The following is a 16,861-nucleotide window of genomic DNA, read 5'->3' as shown; positions in this document are numbered from 1 at the left end:
GGTCCTGGGGGTGGGGGAGGGGCGCCGAGCGGCGCGGTGCGCACCGCTACTCGGCGGCCACCCTGCGGTCGCCGGTCGGGGCGGTCTCCGGGCGGAACCGCCGGGACGGTGCCCAGTGCTGCATCAGCAGGTAGTAGCTGACCCCGGCAGGAACGAGACCGGCGTACCAGGAGAAGTCGGCGAAGAGGAAGGCGGCGATCACTCCGATGACGACGGCGAGGACGGCGGAGGGGTTGACCCCGCGATAGGGACCCGCGACGTCGTAGAGCTTGCCGAGGTCGAGGGCCCTGCGGCGGATGACGTAGTAGTCGACGACCATGACCGCGAAGATGGGCCCCAGGAAGGCCGAGTACGTCTGGACGAAGACCTGAAGTCCGTCGGCGGACTCCTCCCGCACCAGCAGCCAGGGGAAGGTCGCGAAGGCCAGGAGACCCACGATCACGGTGGAGGTCCGGAAGGAGAGCTTGAAGATGTCCATCAGCACGTAGGTGGGGGGCACGACGTTGTTGAGCACGTTGGTGGTGACCTGGGCGAAGGCGATGAACAGCAGCGTGATCACGAGCAGGGGCGGGTTGTCGACGGCGTTCGAGAAGACCTGGATGGGATCGACCACCCCGGTCGCCGAGGACACCATCAAGCCGATCATGCCCATGAAGACGGTGACCGGGAGAATCGCGGCGGTGTAGATGCCGGTGAGCAGGCCCGGACCGGTGCCGCGGGTGTGCTCGCGGGAGTAGTCGCTGACGTTGATCATCATGGTCGCGTAGATGCCCAGGAACAGCATGGTCGCGCCCCAGAAGGGAGCGCCCCACGTGCCCTCGGTGTCCACCAGATTGGCCTGGATCTCCGCGCCGTAGCGGTCGAGGACGCTGAAGAACATGTACACCAGCGAGGCCAGGATGAAGATCGCCCCGATGTTCTCGAGCCACTTGATGCCCTTGAAGCCGAAGACGGACAGGCCGATCTGGAGGAACTGGAAGAGAATGAAGAACAGGACCAGGTTGCTGAAGCCGAAGAGCACGGCCGAGACCTGGTTGAGGGCGGCGGCCCCGATCCAGCTCTGGAAGCCGTACCAGACCAGTGCCGGCACGGCACGGATCAGGCCGGGAATCCGGGTGCCGGTGAAGCCGAACGAGTTGCGCGCCTGCACCATGAACGGGATGCCGAACTTGTAGCCTGCCGCCCCGTTGACGACCAGTCCCAGGCTGATGACCAGGCAACCGATCGAGATGGCGATGAGCAGCTGCACCAGGTTCAGCGTGCCCACCAGGCTGGAGCCCATGGTGAAGGTGCCGATCGAGACGCAGCCTCCCAGCCACATCAGGAGGTAGGAGAGCCTGCCGACGATGCGCACCTGTTGCGGTGCCAGGGATTCGTGGCCGGCGGCCTTGGAGCGGACCGGCTCGGGCGCGCCAGCGTGCGAGGTCCTACTGGGTGTGGACATGGTGGTTCACCTTCTGGATCGGAGAGGGATCGAGCGGAGTGGTCGACCCGGGCCTTGGGCCACCGGAGGCCGGGTGGGTCGTGGACGGCGGCAGCTCCCCGAGGATCTCGAGCGGGACGCCGGGCGGGGCCTGTGGGGTCGGACGGCGGGCTATGGCTGCGCCGGAGCGAAGTGGCGGGGCCAGTTGGTGATGGTCTTCGGCCGGGGAGGGGCGAAGGTGCGGACCTTCGAGGTGGTCAGTCCCAGCCGGACCAAGGACTCGGCGATGGTCACGGCGGCGGTGACGCCGTCGACCACGGGTGCCCCGGTGCGCTCCGACACCTTGTTCTTCAGCCCGGCCATCCCTCCGCACCCCAGGCAGATGACCTCCGCGTGGTCGTCCCGTACGGCGCGCATCGACTGGTCGATGATGGCCTCGACGGCTGCCTCGGGATCCGACTCCAGCTCCAGGACCGACATCCCGCTGGCCCGCACGGAGGCGCAGCGGTCGGTGAGCCCGGCCAGCTTCAGGCGGTCCTCGATCAGCGGAACCGTCCGGTCAAGGGTCGTGACCACGGAGTACTTGTGGCCCAGGTACATGGCGGTGCTCGCGGCGGCCTCCGTGATGTCGACCACGGGCACGTCCAGGATCTCCTGGAGCCCCTCCCGGCCGTGCTCGCCGTAGCCGGCCTGGATCACGGCGTCGAACGGCTCGGGATAGGCCTTGACCGTCTCCATCACGGCGATGGCGGCCAGGTAGCTCTCGTAGTTTCCTTCCACGGACTCCGCGCCGAAGAGCGGGGTGAGCGGCACGATCTCGGTTCCCGGCGAGGCGGCGGCTGCCGCTTCCCGGCCGATGGACTCGGTCATGGACTCGGTGGTGTTCACGTTGAGCACGAGGATGCGCATGATCGCTGGGCCTTTCGTCGGCGGGTCGAGGCCGGACCGCGTGGAGCCTCTGCCGGCTCCCCTCGAGGAGCCGCACGGTTCTACAAGCCATCGGGTGCTGATATTCCACAATACGAAATAGAGATTCTGAGATATGAAACAATTGTAAGTGTGTGCCACATCACGATCAAGGGTCTGAAACACAGTTTTCATCAGCCCGTGGAAAAGGGCGGAACGAGAACAGGCCGGCGGCCAGGAGTTCAGCTCCTGGCCGCCGGCCTGCGACGGCGCGGGCGGCGCGTCAGCCCTCGCCCCGGCGCACGAGGCGGCCGGTGGGCGTGCGGAAGTCCACGGCGGTGCCGCGCAACCAGGTCCTGCGGACCTTCCCGGACAGGGCCTTGCCCTGGTACGGGGTGATCGGGTTCTTGTGGTGCAGCTTGCCCGCGTCCACCACGAAGGCGTCGTCGGCGCCGAAGACCACGAGGTCCGCGTCGTAGCCCAGGGCCAGCTTCCCCTTGGAGCGCAGACCGGCCCGCTGGGCCGGCCGCGTGGACATCCACTCGACCACGCGCTCGAGCTCGATGCCGCGGCGGCGGGCCTCCGTCCAGATCAGGGACAGGCCCAGCTGGAGGGACGAGACCCCGCCCCAGGCCACCCCGAAGTCACCGTTCTCGAGGTCCTTCAGGTCCAGGGTCGAGGGCGAGTGGTCGGAGACGATGAAGTCGATGGTGCCGTCGACCAGGCCTTCCCACAGGAGCTCCCGGTTGCCGACCTCCCGCACGGGCGGGCAGCACTTGAACGCGGTGGCGCCGTCGGGCACCTCCTCGGCGAGGAGGGTGAGGTAGTGCGGGCACGTCTCCACGGTGATGTCGAGCCCGTCCCGCTTGGCCGTGGCGAGCATGGGCAGGGCGTCCGAGGAGGACAGGTGCAGGATGTGGGAGCGTGCCCCCGTCCAGCGGGTACGCTCGATGACCTCCGCGATCGCCAGGTTCTCGGCGCCGCGGGGCCGTGACTTCAGGAAGTTCTCGTACACGTCCCCGTGGGGCTGCGGCGCGCGGTCGATGGCCCGGGAGTCCTCGGCGTGCACGATCATGAGCGAGTCGAAGGTCGTGATCTCGGCCAGGTCCTGCTCGAGCTCGTCCGCCTCCAGGTGCGGGAACTCGTCGACGCCCGAGTGCAGCAGGAAGCACTTGAAGCCGAAGACGCCGTCGTCGTGCAGCTCGCGCAGGTCCTTCGTGTTGCCGGGGATCGCGCCGCCCCAGAAGCCGACGTCCACGAAGACGTTGTTCTGGGCGAAGAGCCGCTTGTACTCCAGGGCCGGCACGTTCACCGTGGCGGGAACCGAGTTCAAGGGCATGTCCAGGACCGTGGTCACCCCGCCGGCCGCGGCGGCCCGGGTCGCGGAGGCGAAGCCCTCCCACTCGGTGCGCCCCGGCTCGTTGATGTGCACGTGGGTGTCCACGAGACCGGGCAGCAGGGTCTCGTCGTCGGCGAGCTCCACGACCTCGTGGCCGGTGAGCCCGGCGCCGAGCGGCTCGATCGCGACGATCCTCCCGCCGCGCACGCCCACTTCCCGGGGCGCGAAGCCGGTGCCGCAGGAGACGTTGCGTCCGCGCACCACGAGGTCGAAGTCCCGCCCGTGGTCGTCCCGGCCGGCGGAGGCCGCGGGCACCGGGGTGCCGTGCTGCTCGTGGTACTCGGCAATCAGGCGCCGGATGCGCTCGGGGTCGTTGACGTTCTCGCTGACCTCGAGCCGGCGGGACTGCTCGGCGTCGAAGGTCTCCTGCGACTGCTTGGTCGCGGACCGGGCGGAGTCCTCGCGGGCGACGACGGCGGGGTCCTGGGGCAGGCCGGGGCCCCCGGCCGCCCGTGCCCGGGTCCCGGGCTCCGGCTTGTCCGCCGTCTCCCGGCCACGGGCGTTCTCCTGGTCCGGCCGCTTCTGGTGCACCGGCTTCTTCTCGGTCATCGGGACTCCTCTCGGTGGGGCCCACGGTCGTCGTCGGCCGCGGGGTCGGTCGTGCCCGTCCCGCCGAGCAGGGCGGGGAGGTCGCGGGCGAGGTGGGCCCCCACCTGCTCGAGCAGCCGCCCGGCCTCGCGCATGCACGTGCGGGGGTCCGGCTCGAGGTCGGTGAGCGCGTAGGCGCGCAGGAACCCGGCGTCCCGCAGGACCCGGGGCTCCAGTGTCGTGCGGCCGCAGACGGCCACGGCGGGGACCCCCGCGGCGCGGGCCGTCTCGAGCACGCCCAGGGGAGTCTTGCCGCCGAGGGACTGCTCGTCGAGGCTGCCCTCGCCGGTCACGACGAGGTCGGCCCCGTCGAGGAGATCGGCGAGGCCGACGAACTCCAGGACGACCTCGACGCCGGGTCGGCGACGGGCCCCCAGCACGGCGAGGGCGGCGAAGCCGACGCCTCCCGCTGCCCCCGCGCCGGGGGCGGCCGCCGCCTCGGTCACGGTCCCGCCGAGGGCCTCGGCGAGCCGGTCGCGCAGCACGGTCAGGGCGTCGTCGAGCTCGCGCACCTGGCGGGGGCCGGCGCCCTTCTGGGGGCCGAACACCGCCGCGGCGCCGTGCTCGCCGAGCAACGGGTGGTCGACGTCGGCGGCCAGCACGACCTCCGTGTCCGCCAGCCGGGGGTCGAGCCCGCCCAGGTCCACACGGTCGAGCCGGGCGAGGGCGGCCCCGCCGCGGGGCAGCTCCTCGCCGGCCGCGTCCAGGAGCCGGGCCCCGAGGGCCTGGAGGAGGCCGGCGCCGCCGTCGGTGCAGGCACTGCCGCCCACTCCGAGCAGCACACGGGAGGCCCCGGCGTCGAGGGCGGCGCGGACGAGCTCGCCCGTGCCGCGGCTGGTGGCCCCGCCGGCGTCGAGCACGGGGTCGCCGTGCTCGTCCACCGGCAGGGCCGCGAGCCCGGAGGCCAGCGCCATCTCCACGACGGCCGTGCCGTCGTTCAGGGCGAACCGGGCCTCGACCGGTTCCCCCACGGGCCCGGTGACGGTCAGCGGGAACGCGGTGAAGCCGGCGCCGACGGCGGCCTCGAGGGTGCCCTCCCCGCCGTCGGCCACGGGGAGGCGGACGACGTCCGCCGAGGGGTCCACCGAGCGGATGCCGGCCGCGAGAGCGGCCGCCACGTCGGGGGCCTCCAGCGATCCCTTGAACTTGTCCGGGGCGATGACGATGCGCACGTCGGTTCTCCTGTCCTGGTCGGTGCCGGCGCGCGCCGGCGGGTCAGTCGAGCAGGGCGATCGCGGTCGGGGCGTCCCCGGCGCGGTCGGCCAGCTCCTCGAACTCCACCACATTGTCGATCTCCGTGCCCATGGAGATGTTCGTGACCTTCTCCAGGATCACCTCCACGACCACGGGGACGCGGAACCGCTCCACCAGGTCGCGGGCCTCGGCGAAGGACTCCTGCAGCCGCTCGGGGTCCGTGACCCGCACGGCCTTGCAGCCCAGGCCCTCGACCACCTTGACGTGGTCCACACCGTAGCCCTCGGTCTCGGGGGAGTTGATGTTCTCGAACGCGAGGGAGACGTTCTGCTCCATCTTGAACCCCCGCTGGGACTGGCGGATCAGGCCCAGGTAGGAGTTGTTCACGACCACGTGGATGTAGGGCAGGTTGAACTGCGCGCCCACGGCCAGCTCCTCGACCATGAACTGGAAGTCGTAGTCCCCGGAGAGGGCCACCACCGTCTGTCCCGGCTTGCCGCGGACCACCCCCAGCGCGGCGGGTCCGGTCCAGCCCAGCGGACCCGCCTGACCGGCGTTGATCCACTGCCGGGGGCCGTACACGTGCAGGAACTGCCCCCCGGCGATCTGTGAGAGCCCGATCGTGGAGACGTAGGTGACGTCCTTGCCGAAGGCGGAGTTCATCTCCTCGTAGACGCGCTGCGGCTTGATCGGCGCCTGGGTGAAGTGCGTCTTGCGCTGCAGGGAGCCCTTGCGCCGGGCGCAGTCGAGGACCCACTCGCCGCGGTCGGGCAGGGTCCCGGCCGTCTTGCGCTCGCGGGCGGCCTCCAGCAGCACGTCGAGGGCCGCGCCGGCGTCCGAGACGATGCCCAGGTCCGGGGAGAAGACCCGCCCGATCTGGGTGGGCTCGATGTCGACGTGCACGAACGTGCGGCCGGCGGTGTAGGTGTCCAGGCCGCCGGTGTGCCGGTTGGCCCACCGGTTGCCGATGCCCAGCACGAAGTCGGACTCGAGGAACGTCGCGTTGCCGTAGCGGTGGGAGGTCTGCAGACCCACCATGCCCGCCATCAGGGGGTGGTCGTCGGGGATGGTGCCCCAGCCCATGAGGGTCGGGATCACGGGGACGTCCAGCAGCTCGGCCAGCTCGACCAGCCGGTCGGAGGCGTCGGCGTTGACGATCCCGCCCCCGGCCACGATCAGCGGGCGCCGGGCGGCGGACATCATGTCCAGCGCCTTCTCCGCCTGCGCCCGGCTCGCCGCGGGGCGGTGCGCCGTGAGGGGCTCGTAGACGTCGATGTCGAACTCGATCTCGGCGAGCTGGACGTCCAACGGCAGGTCCAGCAGGACCGGGCCCGGACGGCCGGAGCGCATGAGGTGGAACGCCTTCTGGAAGGCTCCCGGGACCTGGCCCGGCTCCAGGACGGTCATCGCCATCTTCGTCACCGGCGCGGCGATGGAGGAGATGTCCACGGCCTGGAAGTCCTCCTTGTGCAGCTTCGCCACGGGCGCCTGCCCGGTGATGCACAGGATGGGGATCGAGTCCGCCCAGGCCGAGTACAGGCCGGTGATCATGTCGGTGCCGGCGGGCCCGGAGGTGCCCACGCAGATCCCGATGTTGCCGGGGGCGGAGCGGGTGTAGCCCTCCGCCATGTGGGAGGCGCCCTCCACGTGCCGGGCGAGGGTGTGGCGGATGCCGCCGTGGGCGCGCATCGCCGAGTAGAACGGGTTGATGGCGGCGCCGGGCAGGCCGAAGGCCTCGGTGGCGCCCTCCTTATCGAGGATGGCGACGACGGCGTCGACCGTGCGCATTCTGGCCATGATGAACTCCTTGGACGGGACCCGCGGGCGGGCCGGAAGCTGGTGGGGATCGGAGGCGGAGCGGCGGGGACTAGCGGCCGGAGCGGCCGGAGAGCTCTTCGGTGAGCTTGAACAGCCCGGAGTGGTCGAGGCCGCCGTCGCCGCGGGCCACGGTCGCCGCGACGAGCTGGGCGACGAGGCCGCCGAGCGGGACGGAGATCCCGGCCTCACGGGCCGCGGAGGTCACGATGCCCATGTCCTTGTGGTGCAGCTCGAGGCGGAAGCCGGGCTCGAAGTCGCGGTCCAGCATTTTCTGCCCCTTCTGGTCGAGGACCTTGGAGCCCGCGAGCCCGCCGCCGAGGACGGTGAGGGCGGCGGAGGTGTCCACCCCGTAGGCCTCGAGGAAGACGACCGCCTCGGCGAGGAGCTGGATGTTCCCGGCCACGACGAGCTGGTTGGCGGCCTTGACGGTCTGGCCGGAGCCGGACGGGCCCACGTGCACGATGGTCCTCCCGACGGCCTCGAGGACGGGGCGCGCCGCCTCGACGTCGTCGGCCTCGCCGCCGACCATGATGGACAGCGCGGCGTCGACCGCGCCCTGCTCGCCGCCGGAGACCGGGGCGTCCAGGGGCCGGACCCCGGCTGCTCGGGCCTGTGCGGCCAGGCGGACGGCCACGTCCGGGCGGATGGTGGAGGCGTCGATCCACAGGGCGCCGGGGGCGGCGTTGGCGAAGACGCCGTCCTCGCCGGTGACGACGGCCTCGACGTCGGGGGAGTCCGGGACCATGGTGATCACGACGTCGGCGCCGCGGACGGCCTCCGCGACGGAGGCCGCTCCCGCGCCGCCGGCCTCCACGAGCCGGGCGGTCTTCTCCGGGGACCGGTTGAAGCCGGTGACACGGTGACCGGCCCCGACGAGGTTCCGGGCCATGGGCAGCCCCATGATGCCGAGGCCGATGACGGCGACGGAGGCGGTGGTTTCCTGGCGTGCGGCGGCGGAGCTGGTGGCGGTGGTGGTCATGGGTCGGTCCTCACTGTGCGGCAGCGGGTCGGTGCTGCGGGGAACGGGAAACGCGGTACGGGAACACGGGAGTGCGGGGAGCGGGATGACGGGTCCCGGGCGGACGGTGCGGGCTCAGGCGGTGGCGGCCCGTGCGAGCCAGGCGAAGGGGTCCGGCTGCGAAGCCTTGTACTCGAGGCCGACCCGGCCGGTGTAGCCGAGTTCGCGGGAGCGGTCGAGCCAGCGCCGCAGGGGCAGCTCGCCGGTGCCGGGCTCGTGGCGTCCGGGGGCGTCGGCGATCTGGATGTGGCCGAACTCGGCGGCGTGGGCCTCGACCACGGCGTCGACGTCGTCGCCGTTGACGGCCAGGTGGTAGAAGTCGGCCAGCAGGGCGATGTTCGCGGCGCCGGTGGCGCGGACCCGCGCGATGACGTCGAGCGCGTCCTGGGCGGTCCTGAGCGGGTAGGCGAACGCGCCGGAGACCGGCTCCAGCAGCACGGTGCCGCCGATCGGTGCCACGGCGCGGGCGGCCCGGGCCAGGTTGGCGACCCCGAGCTCGTCCTGGGCCGCGGGGTCGACGCCCTCCTGGCGGTTGCCGTAGAGGGCGTTGAACCCGCGGCAGCCGGTGCGCGCGCCGATCCCGGCGACGACGTCGAGGTTGTCGGTGAACTCCTGCGAGCGGGCGGGCCAGGAGACCAGGCCGCGGTCCCCGCCGGGCATGTCGCCGGCGTTGAAGTTGAGTCCGGTCAGCTGCACGCCGGCGTCCCGGAGCGCGCCCACGAAGGCGTCGACCTCGCGGTCCGCGGGCACGGAACTCGCGAAGGGCCACCAGAACTCGACGGCGTCGAAGCCGGCGGCCCGGGCGGCGGCCGGCCGCTCGAGCAGCGGCAGCTCGGGGAAGAGGATGGAGCAGTTCACGGTGTACGACATGGGGTCCTCCGGCTCGGGGCGAACACGGGGCTCGCCATATTTCGTATTGCGGAACTCAACTTTTGTTCTACGAAAATGCTACGGGCGAACGCGACCCAGGTCAACGTCTTTATGAAATCTTTCTTCCACCATGCGATATCGGTGGATCCGGACCGCCGCGGACGTGGAAGGACCCCGCCCTGCCTCGGCGAGGAGGCGGGGCGGGGTCCGGTCTGGTGGGGGCGTCAGCGCAGCTTCATCTGCCGGTTGACGTCCTTGTAGAGCAGGTAGCGGAACCGTCCCGGACCGCCCGCGTAGCAGGCCTGGGGGCAGAAGGCGCGCAGCCACATGAAGTCGCCGGCCTCGACCTCCACCCAGTCCTGGTTGAGCCGGTAGACGGCCTTGCCCTCGAGCACGTAGAGGCCGTGCTCCATCACGTGGGTCTCGGCGAACGGGATCACGGCGCCCGGTTCGAAGGTCACGACCGTCACGTGCATGTCGTGGCGCAGGTCGTCCGGGTCGACGAAGCGCGTGGTCGCCCACTTGCCGTCGGTCCCCGGCATGGCGGTCGGTTCGACCTCCTGCTCGTTGGTGACGATCGGCTCGGGCACCTCGAGGCCGCGGACGTACTCGTAGGCCTTCCGGACCCAGTGGAAGCGGGCCGGCTCCGCGCCGGAGTTGTGCACGGTCCACTCGCACTCCGGGGGCAGGAAGGCGTAGCCGCCCGGGACGAGCTCGTGCTCCTCGCCCGCCACGGTCAGGGTCAGGGTGCCCTCCATGAGGAAGAGGACGGCCTCGACCCCGGACTCCGTCTCCGGGTGGTCGCTGCCGCCGCCGGGGCCGACCTCCACGATGTACTGCGAGAAGGTCTCGGCGAAGCCGGACAGCGGGCGGGCGAGCACCCACAGCCTGGTGTCCTCCCAGAACGGGAGCTTGCTGGTGACGATGTCCCGCATGGTCCCGCGCGGGATGACCGCGTAGGCCTCGGTGAACATCGCGCGGTCGGTGAGCAGCTGCGTCTGGTCGGGGTGTCCGCCGTGCGGTGCGTAGTAGGTGCGCTCGGTCATCTCAGATGCCTCCAGGGGTCGGGACGCCCACGGCGGTCGTGGGGTGGGCGAGGTCGCGCAGGTCGTGCTCACCGAGCCCGGTCGCTGCCTCCACCTCGTCCGCGCCGAGGGCGCCGCACAGCACGCCGCGGTGCACGAAGCGGGCCAGCGCGCGAGCGGTCGCCGGCTCGTCGGCGACGTCGGCAGCCTCGATCCCGGGCACGGAACGCTGGTGGTAGGCCATCAGCCGGTGGGCGGCCGCGTCGAACGAGCGCCGGTAGAACGCGTAGGTGGTCAGGTACCGGGTGGGCAGCTGGTGCGCGTGCAGGTCCCACCCCTGGTACAGGGCCCGTTCCAGGGAGCGGCGGACCAGGCGGGCGTGCAGGGCCCAGGCCTCGCGGCGCTGCCGCCCGTCGCCCACCGGGAGACGGTTGGTGGACCCGTCGGACAGGCGCACCCCGGTGCCGGCGACGGCGACCTGCATGACGGACTTCGCGTGGTCGGCCACGGGGTGCTCCATCGACTGGAACTCCGCGGCCACGCCCAGCGCGGCCGAGTAGTCGTAGGTGCCGTAGTGCAACGCCGTGACGCGTCCGCCTGCGGCGCGCAGCATCGCCGGGATCGGGCACGCGCCGTCGAGCCCGAGCACCATGGGGGCCGTCTCCATCTGGATCTCGAAGCGCAGCCGTCCCTCCGGCAGGCCCAGGGTCTCCTCGAGGGTGCCGCAGGCCTCGGTCATCACCTGGACCTGCGCCACGGTGGAGACCTTCGGCAGGGTCAGCACGAGGCCCGGCGGCAGCCCGTCCCCGGCCACGCCCGCCGCCGCCAGCCCGCCCTCGCGCACCAGCGCGGTCACGAACAGGTCCAGCGTGCGCAGTCCGCGGGAACGGGTCGGGGCCTCCAGGCACTTGAACCGGATGCCGGCGTAGGCCGGCTGGGGCGCCTCCCCCCGGTGACGGGAGACGGCCATCGCCGCGACGGTGCGCGCGGCGGCCACCGCGGCCTCGTCCTCCTCGGCGTCCGGGCGCTCGCCGTAGCCGTCCTCGAGGTCCAGTCGCAGGTCCTCCACGGGCTCCTCCCGCAGCTTGCGCTCCGTGCGGGCGACCACCTCCTCGCGCAGGTGCTCCTCCACCCCGGCGAGCGCGGCGAGCCCGGCCAGACCGCCGGCCTGCGCGGCCGCGTCCAGCGCCGTCTCGCCCCACTCCCGCGCGGTCCGCGGCGTGACGAGGTCGGCGGGCACGTAGCAGGTGTGCACCGGCTGCCGGGACCCGTCCTCGCCGGGGTAGGAGCGCGCCAGGTCCGCGTCGGTCCCCTCGAGCAGCCGGTCGGCGAGATCGGCGAAGGAGGCGGGCAGGCTCGTGGCCGGGGTGCTCACCGGTCCTCGATGAGGTCGTACGCGGGCAGGGTCAGGAAGTCGACGTACTCCTCGTCCAGGACGAGGTCGCCGATCAGCCGCGCGGCCGGCTCGAAGTACCTCTCGTACGACTCCGCGTCGACCTCCGAGCGCAGCACGTCCTTCTGCCGCTCCAGCTCCTGGGCGACGAGCTCGCGGGTCGCCGTGGCGCCGGTGTCGTCGTAGACCACGCCGTTGCGGATCTGCTGCCAGACCTGGGACCGGGAGATCTCGGCGGTCGCCGCGTCCTCCATGAGGTTGTGGATCGCCACGGCCCCGTTGCCGGACAGCCACACGGCCGTGTACCGGATCGCCACGTACAGGTTGAGCGCGAGCTCCTGCTGCGTGCGCACGCTGCCCGCGCTGGGGACGTCGAGCAGCTGCTCGGCGGTCACCCGCACGTCCTCGCGCAACCGGTCCACCTGGTTGGGCTTCTCGCCGAGGACATCGTCGAAGACCTCGCGGCACGTGGCCACGAGGTCCGGGTGGGCCACCCAGGAGCCGTCGAAGCCGTCGCCGGCCTCCCGGGTCTTGTCGGCGCGCACCTTGGCGAACGCCGCCTCGGTGGTCTCCGGCTCGCGGCGGTTCGGGATGAACGCGGCCATCCCGCCCATCGCGAAGGCCCCGCGGCGGTGGCAGGTCTTCACGAGCAGCTCGGTGTACGCCCGCATCAGCGGGGCGGTCATGGTGATCGTGGAACGGTCCGCGAGCACGAAGCGCTCGCCGGCGTCCCGGAAGTACTTGATGATGCTGAACAGGTAGTCCCAGCGGCCGGCGTTGAGCCCGGAGGCGTGCTCGCGCAGCTCCCAGAGGATCTCCTCCATCTGGAACGCCGCGGGGATCGTCTCGATGAGCACGGTCGCCCGGATCGTGCCGTGCTCGATGCCCAGGTGCTCCTCGGCGAAGGTGAAGACGTCGTTCCACAGCCGGGCCTCGAGGTGGGACTCGAGCTTCGGCAGGTAGTAGTACGGGCCGTGGCCGTTGGCGAGCAGCAGCTTCGCGGTGTGGAAGAAGTGCAGGCCGAAGTCCACGAGCGCGCCCGAGGCCGGCTGCCCGTCCACGGTCACGTTGCGCTCGGGCAGGTGCCAGCCGCGGGGCCGGGTGACGACCACGGCCAGCGGGGCGTCCTGGCGCAGGGCGTAGCTCTTCCCCTCGGGGGACGTGAAACTGAGGGTGCCCCGGGCGGCGTCGCGCAGGTTCAGGATGCCGTCCACCTGGTTGCGCCAGGTGGGGCTCGAGGCGTCCTCGAGGTCGGCCAGCCAGACCTTGGCCCCGGAGTTGAGCGCGTTGATGGCCATCTTGGCCGGGGAGGCCGGGCCGGTCATCTCCACGCGGCGGTCCTGGAGGGCCGGGGGAGCCGGGGCCACCCGCCACTCGCTCTCCCGGACCTCCCGGGTCTCCGGGAGGAAGTCGAGGGAGCCGGCGGCCGCGGCTCGGCGCCGGTTCTCCTCGCGGGCCCCGAGCAGCTCGGTCCGGCGGGGATCGAAGCGGCGGTGGAGCTCGGCGACGAACGCGAGGGCCTCGTCGGTGAGGATCTCGCCGGCGCGGTCGAGGCCCTCGGGGCGGGTGTGCTCGACGGTCTTCGTGGTGGACATGGGATGCCTCCTGGTGTCGGTGGGTCCGTGGGCGGACGGTCGGTCGTGGGTGCTCAGGCGTGCGCGGGGGCGCGATCCGCGGCGGCCCGCACGGTGGCGCCGGCGGCCTCGGCGCTGGCCCGCACCGCCTCCGCGACGGCAGGGGCCACGGCCGGGTCGAAGACGCTGGGCACGATGTAGCTGGCGTTGAGCTCGTCCCCGGCCACGCAGTCCGCGATGGCGCGTGCCGCGGCCACGAGCATGTCCGTGGTGATGTCGGTGGCCCCGGCGTCGAGCAGGCCCCGGAACAGCCCGGGGAACGCGAGGACGTTGTTGATCTGGTTCGGGAAGTCCGAGCGCCCGGTCGCGACCACCTCCGCGTGCTCGGCGGCGGCTCCCGGCTCGATCTCGGGGTCGGGGTTGGCCATGGCGAAGACCACGGCGCGCTCGTTCATCGCGGCGATGTCGGCCTGCTCGAGCAGGTCGGGCGCGGAGACCCCGATGAAGACGTCGGCGCCCACCACGGCCTCCCGGAGGGTGCCCGCGAAGCCGTCCTCGTTCGTGTGCTCGGCGATCCACTGCCGGTGGGCGTCCGTGTAGCGTTCGCCCCGGTGGATCGCACCCTTGCGGGAGCACGCCACGATGTTCCCGGCACCGTTGGCCGTGAGGAGCTGGATGATCGCGTGCCCGGCCGCGCCCACGCCCGAGACGACGATCCGGACGTCCTCCAGGCGCTTGCCCACCACGCGCAGCGCGTTGTAGAGGGCGGCGAGGGCCACCACGGCCGTGCCGTGCTGGTCGTCGTGGAAGACCGGGATGTCGAGCTCCTCGCGCAGCCGGGCCTCGATCTCGAAGCAGCGGGGCGCCGCGATGTCCTCGAGATTGATCCCGCCGTAGACGGGGGCCATGGCCTTGACGATCCGCACGATCTCGTCGGTGTCCTTGGTGTCCAGGCAGACCGGCCAGGCGTCGACGTCGCCGAAGGCCTTGAAGAGGGCGGCCTTGCCCTCCATGACCGGCAGCGCAGCCGCGGGGCCGATGTCGCCCAGACCGAGCACCGCCGTGCCGTCGGTGACCACGGCCACCGTGTTGCGCTTGATGGTCAGGCGGCGGGCGTCGTCGGGGTTCTCCGCGATGGCCGTGCACACGCGGGCGACGCCGGGGGTGTAGGCGCGGGAGAGGTCGTCGCGGTTGCGCAGCGAGACCCGGGGCGTGACCTCGATCTTGCCGCCCAGGTGGATCAGGAACGTGCGGTCGCTGATCTTGCGGACCTCCACGCCGTCGATCGCGTCGAGGGCCTCGCGCACCTCCTCGCGGTGGGAGGCGTCCGAGACGTTGCAGCTGACGTCGACGACGACGTGGCCGGGGTGCGACTCGACGATGTCCAGGGCGGTGACCGCCGCACCGGCACGGGCCGCGGCCGCCGCGAGCTCGCTCGTGACGGTGACGCCGGCCGGGGCCTGCACGCGCAGGATCATCGAATATCCGGGACTGGGCGTTGCCATGGTTCCTCCGTGGGAGCTCGGGATCACGATTTCAGTCATATAGTGGAATGAAAATTCCGTATTATGGATATTATGGGACACTGGCAGGGAAGGCAAGACATGCCGGGAACCGGAGTTCCGCCACGACGCACCTCAGGGGGTGCCCGCGGCGCCGGGGACCGTCCACGGACAGGAGATCGGAAGACCATGGCCACACGACCAGCCTCGGGCGGTGTGCAATCGGTGGAGCGGGTGTTCGAGCTCCTCGAGGTGATCACCGCGGCCGGCGGCGAGATGTCCCTCAGCGAGCTCTCCGCGGCCGTGAAGCTGCCGCTGCCCACGATCCACCGGCTGCTGCGCACCCTCGTGCCCTCGGGCTACGTCCGCCAGCTGCCCAACCGCAACTACGCGCTCGGGCCCCGGCTGATCCTCCTCGGGGAGGCGGCCGGCCGGCAGTTCGGCTCGGCGGCGCGCTCCCGGCTCGACGACCTGGTCCGCGAGCTGGGCGAGTCGGCGAACATGGCGGTGCTCGACGGCCAGGAGGTCGTCTACATCGCCCAGGCCCAGTCCAGCCGTTCGATGCGCATGTTCACGGAGGTCGGGCGGCGGGCCGACACGCACGACACGGGCGTGGGCAAGGCCATGCTGGCCACGCTCCCCGACGAGCGGGTCCGCGCCATCGTGGGCGCCGCAGGGATGGCCACGCCCACGGTCAAGAGCCACGGGACGGTCGAGGAGCTCTTCGAGGACCTCGAGCGGATCCGGGAGCGCGGCTACGCCGTCGACGACGAGGAGACCGAGCTCGGCGTGCGCTGCTACGCGATGGCGGTGCCCGGCGCGCCCACGCCCACGGCCATCTCCGTCTCCGGTCCCGTGTCCCGGGTGGACGAGGAGTTCGGTCTCCGGGCCGTGCCCCTGCTGCGGCGCACGGCCGAGGCCATCGCCGCGGAGCTGATGCCCGCCGGCGCCACCGCCTGAGCCGAGTCCCCGGCCGCCGCGCCACGACGACGCCCGCGTTGCCGGTGGTCCCGGCGGTGACGTCGTCCAGGCGGTAGCGCTCGAACGCCCGGACGGGCGCCTGGGCGTCCACCTCGCCCCGGTCGGCCAGCATCTGCAGGGCCCGCACCACGATGGCGTGCGCGTCCACGCCGAACCAGCGCCGGGCGGCCGCGCGCGTGTCGGAGAAGCCGAAGTCGTCCGCGCCCAGGGTGGCGAAGTCGTTCGGCACGTACTGCCGGATCCGGTCGGGGAGATCGGAGACGTAGTCCGTCGCGGCGATCACGGGTCCCTCGGCCCCGGCGAGCCGCCGCGTCACGAAGGGGACGCGCCGGGGCGCTCCCGGGGTGCGGAAGGCCTCCTTCTCGGCGGCCAGTCCGTCCCGGCGCAGCTCGTTCCAGGAGGTCACCGACCACACGTCGGCGGAGACCCCCCAGTCGGCGGCCAGCAGCTTCTGGGCCTCCAGGGCCCAGGGCACGGCCACCCCGGAGGCCAGCAGCTGGGCCCGCGGGCCCTCCCGGTCGGTGGGGGCCAGCAGGTAGATGCCCTTCAGCACGCCCTCCACGTCCAGGTCCGCCGGCTCGGCCGGCTGCTGGTAGGGCTCGTTGTAGACCGTCAGGTAGTACATGACGTTGTGGTCCTCGTCGCCGGTGCCGTACATGTGCTCCAGGCCGCGGCGGACGATGTGGGCGATCTCGTAGCCGTAGGCCGGGTCGTAGTGCACGACCGCGGGGTTGGTGGCGGCCAGCACGGGGGAGTGCCCGTCGGCGTGCTGGAGGCCCTCCCCGGTGAGGGTCGTGCGCCCGGCGGTGGCGCCGATGACGAACCCGCGGGTCATCTGGTCGGCGGCGGCCCAGAAGGAGTCCCCGGTGCGCTGGAAGCCGAACATCGAGTAGAAGATGTAGACCGGGACCATGGGCTCGCCGTGGGTGGCGTAGGCGGTGCCCGCGGCGGTGAAGGCGGCCACGGAGCCGGCCTCGTTGATCCCGGCGTGCAGGATCTGGCCCTGCGGGGACTCCTTGTAGGCCAGCATCAGCTCCCGGTCCACGGAGAGGTAGTTCTGCCCGTTGGGGTTGTAGATCTTCGCGGTCGGGAAGAAGGAGTCCATCCCGAAGGTCCGGGCCTCGTCCGGGACGATCGGCACGATCCGGTGGCCGAAGTCCTTCTCCCGCA

At 72.0% G+C, this 16,861-nt stretch carries 12 protein-coding genes and 1 pseudogene; 1 reads left to right on the top strand and 12 read right to left on the bottom strand.

The genetic code is table 11. The features are described 5' to 3' along the window. Positions 1–46 precede the first annotated feature (46 nt). From ACH9EU_RS12395 to ACH9EU_RS12345, 11 genes are all read right to left on the bottom strand, one after another. Entirely contained in the window at positions 47–1,444 is a 1,398-nt protein-coding gene (locus tag ACH9EU_RS12395; protein ID WP_396414220.1) for an NCS1 family transporter, read from the bottom strand. 150 nt (positions 1,445–1,594) lie between these two features. Next, entirely contained in the window at positions 1,595–2,332 is a 738-nt protein-coding gene (locus ACH9EU_RS12390; protein ID WP_396414219.1) for an aspartate/glutamate racemase family protein, read from the bottom strand. A gap of 280 nt (positions 2,333–2,612) precedes the next feature. Then, complete coding sequence (allB, locus tag ACH9EU_RS12385; protein ID WP_396414218.1) at positions 2,613–4,277, bottom strand: allantoinase AllB; 1,665 nt, start codon at positions 4,275–4,277, stop codon at positions 2,613–2,615. After that, on the bottom strand, positions 4,274–5,488 hold the full coding sequence (locus ACH9EU_RS12380) for a glycerate kinase (RefSeq protein WP_396414217.1): 1,215 nt from the start codon (positions 5,486–5,488) through the stop codon (positions 4,274–4,276). Before ACH9EU_RS12380 ends, allB begins: the two co-directional genes overlap by 4 nt. A 43-nt stretch (positions 5,489–5,531) precedes the next feature. After that, positions 5,532–7,307 carry a glyoxylate carboligase gene (gene gcl, locus ACH9EU_RS12375; RefSeq protein WP_396414216.1) on the bottom strand — a complete coding sequence of 592 codons (1,776 nt, stop codon included), beginning with the start codon at positions 7,305–7,307 and terminating at the stop codon, positions 5,532–5,534. Positions 7,308–7,377: 70 nt separating this feature from the next. Then, on the bottom strand, positions 7,378–8,307 hold the full coding sequence (locus ACH9EU_RS12370; protein WP_396414215.1) for a 2-hydroxy-3-oxopropionate reductase: 930 nt from the start codon (positions 8,305–8,307) through the stop codon (positions 7,378–7,380). Between the two features lie 114 nt (positions 8,308–8,421). Continuing rightward, a complete protein-coding gene (locus tag ACH9EU_RS12365; protein WP_396414214.1) occupies positions 8,422–9,216 on the bottom strand; it encodes a TIM barrel protein in 795 nt (264 codons plus the stop codon). A 224-nt stretch (positions 9,217–9,440) separates the two neighbouring features. Further along, positions 9,441–10,262, bottom strand: coding sequence for a bifunctional allantoicase/(S)-ureidoglycine aminohydrolase (locus tag ACH9EU_RS12360; RefSeq protein WP_396414213.1), 822 nt, complete (start codon positions 10,260–10,262; stop codon positions 9,441–9,443). 1 nt (position 10,263) lies between these two features. Then, entirely contained in the window at positions 10,264–11,616 is a 1,353-nt protein-coding gene (locus tag ACH9EU_RS12355; RefSeq protein ID WP_396414212.1) for a DUF6986 family protein, read from the bottom strand. Continuing rightward, positions 11,613–13,229: a malate synthase A gene (gene aceB / locus ACH9EU_RS12350; protein WP_396414211.1), complete on the bottom strand. Its 1,617-nt coding sequence runs from the start codon at positions 13,227–13,229 to the stop codon at positions 11,613–11,615. Before aceB ends, ACH9EU_RS12355 begins: the two co-directional genes overlap by 4 nt. A gap of 53 nt (positions 13,230–13,282) precedes the next feature. Next, positions 13,283–14,713 (bottom strand): NAD-dependent malic enzyme, encoded by a 1,431-nt coding sequence (locus ACH9EU_RS12345; protein WP_396414210.1) that lies wholly within the window; start codon positions 14,711–14,713, stop codon positions 13,283–13,285. A 186-nt stretch (positions 14,714–14,899) separates the two neighbouring features. Between ACH9EU_RS12345 and ACH9EU_RS12340 the strand changes: the two genes are divergently transcribed. Further along, entirely contained in the window at positions 14,900–15,670 is a 771-nt protein-coding gene (locus ACH9EU_RS12340; protein ID WP_396414209.1) for an IclR family transcriptional regulator domain-containing protein, read from the top strand. A 31-nt stretch (positions 15,671–15,701) separates the two neighbouring features. On the opposite strand, the pseudogene ACH9EU_RS12335 reads toward ACH9EU_RS12340, so the two are convergent. Next, positions 15,702–16,861 (bottom strand): annotated as a pseudogene (locus tag ACH9EU_RS12335) (transketolase-like TK C-terminal-containing protein); the annotation flags it as partial.

It is taken from the genome of Kocuria rhizosphaerae (assembly GCF_044462265.1).
In the GTDB taxonomy this organism is placed as follows: domain Bacteria; phylum Actinomycetota; class Actinomycetes; order Actinomycetales; family Micrococcaceae; genus Kocuria; species Kocuria rhizosphaerae.
Note: the sequence above shows the minus strand (reverse complement) of the source record. Positions and strands in the feature narration are given on the sequence as shown.

What these genes read in the sequence shown, in the direction of transcription:
- allB (WP_396414218.1), bottom strand. Translation starts at nt 4,277, where the DNA reads ATGACCGAGAAGAAGCCGGTGCACCAGAAGCGGCCGGACCAGGAGAAC.
- gcl (WP_396414216.1), bottom strand. Translation starts at nt 7,307, where the DNA reads ATGGCCAGAATGCGCACGGTCGACGCCGTCGTCGCCATCCTCGATAAG.
- ACH9EU_RS12390 (WP_396414219.1), bottom strand. Translation starts at nt 2,332, where the DNA reads ATGCGCATCCTCGTGCTCAACGTGAACACCACCGAGTCCATGACCGAG.
- ACH9EU_RS12395 (WP_396414220.1), bottom strand. Translation starts at nt 1,444, where the DNA reads ATGTCCACACCCAGTAGGACCTCGCACGCTGGCGCGCCCGAGCCGGTC.
- ACH9EU_RS12345 (WP_396414210.1), bottom strand. Translation starts at nt 14,713, where the DNA reads ATGGCAACGCCCAGTCCCGGATATTCGATGATCCTGCGCGTGCAGGCC.
- ACH9EU_RS12340 (WP_396414209.1), top strand. Translation starts at nt 14,900, where the DNA reads ATGGCCACACGACCAGCCTCGGGCGGTGTGCAATCGGTGGAGCGGGTG.
- ACH9EU_RS12365 (WP_396414214.1), bottom strand. Translation starts at nt 9,216, where the DNA reads ATGTCGTACACCGTGAACTGCTCCATCCTCTTCCCCGAGCTGCCGCTG.
- ACH9EU_RS12370 (WP_396414215.1), bottom strand. Translation starts at nt 8,307, where the DNA reads ATGACCACCACCGCCACCAGCTCCGCCGCCGCACGCCAGGAAACCACC.
- ACH9EU_RS12360 (WP_396414213.1), bottom strand. Translation starts at nt 10,262, where the DNA reads ATGACCGAGCGCACCTACTACGCACCGCACGGCGGACACCCCGACCAG.
- aceB (WP_396414211.1), bottom strand. Translation starts at nt 13,229, where the DNA reads ATGTCCACCACGAAGACCGTCGAGCACACCCGCCCCGAGGGCCTCGAC.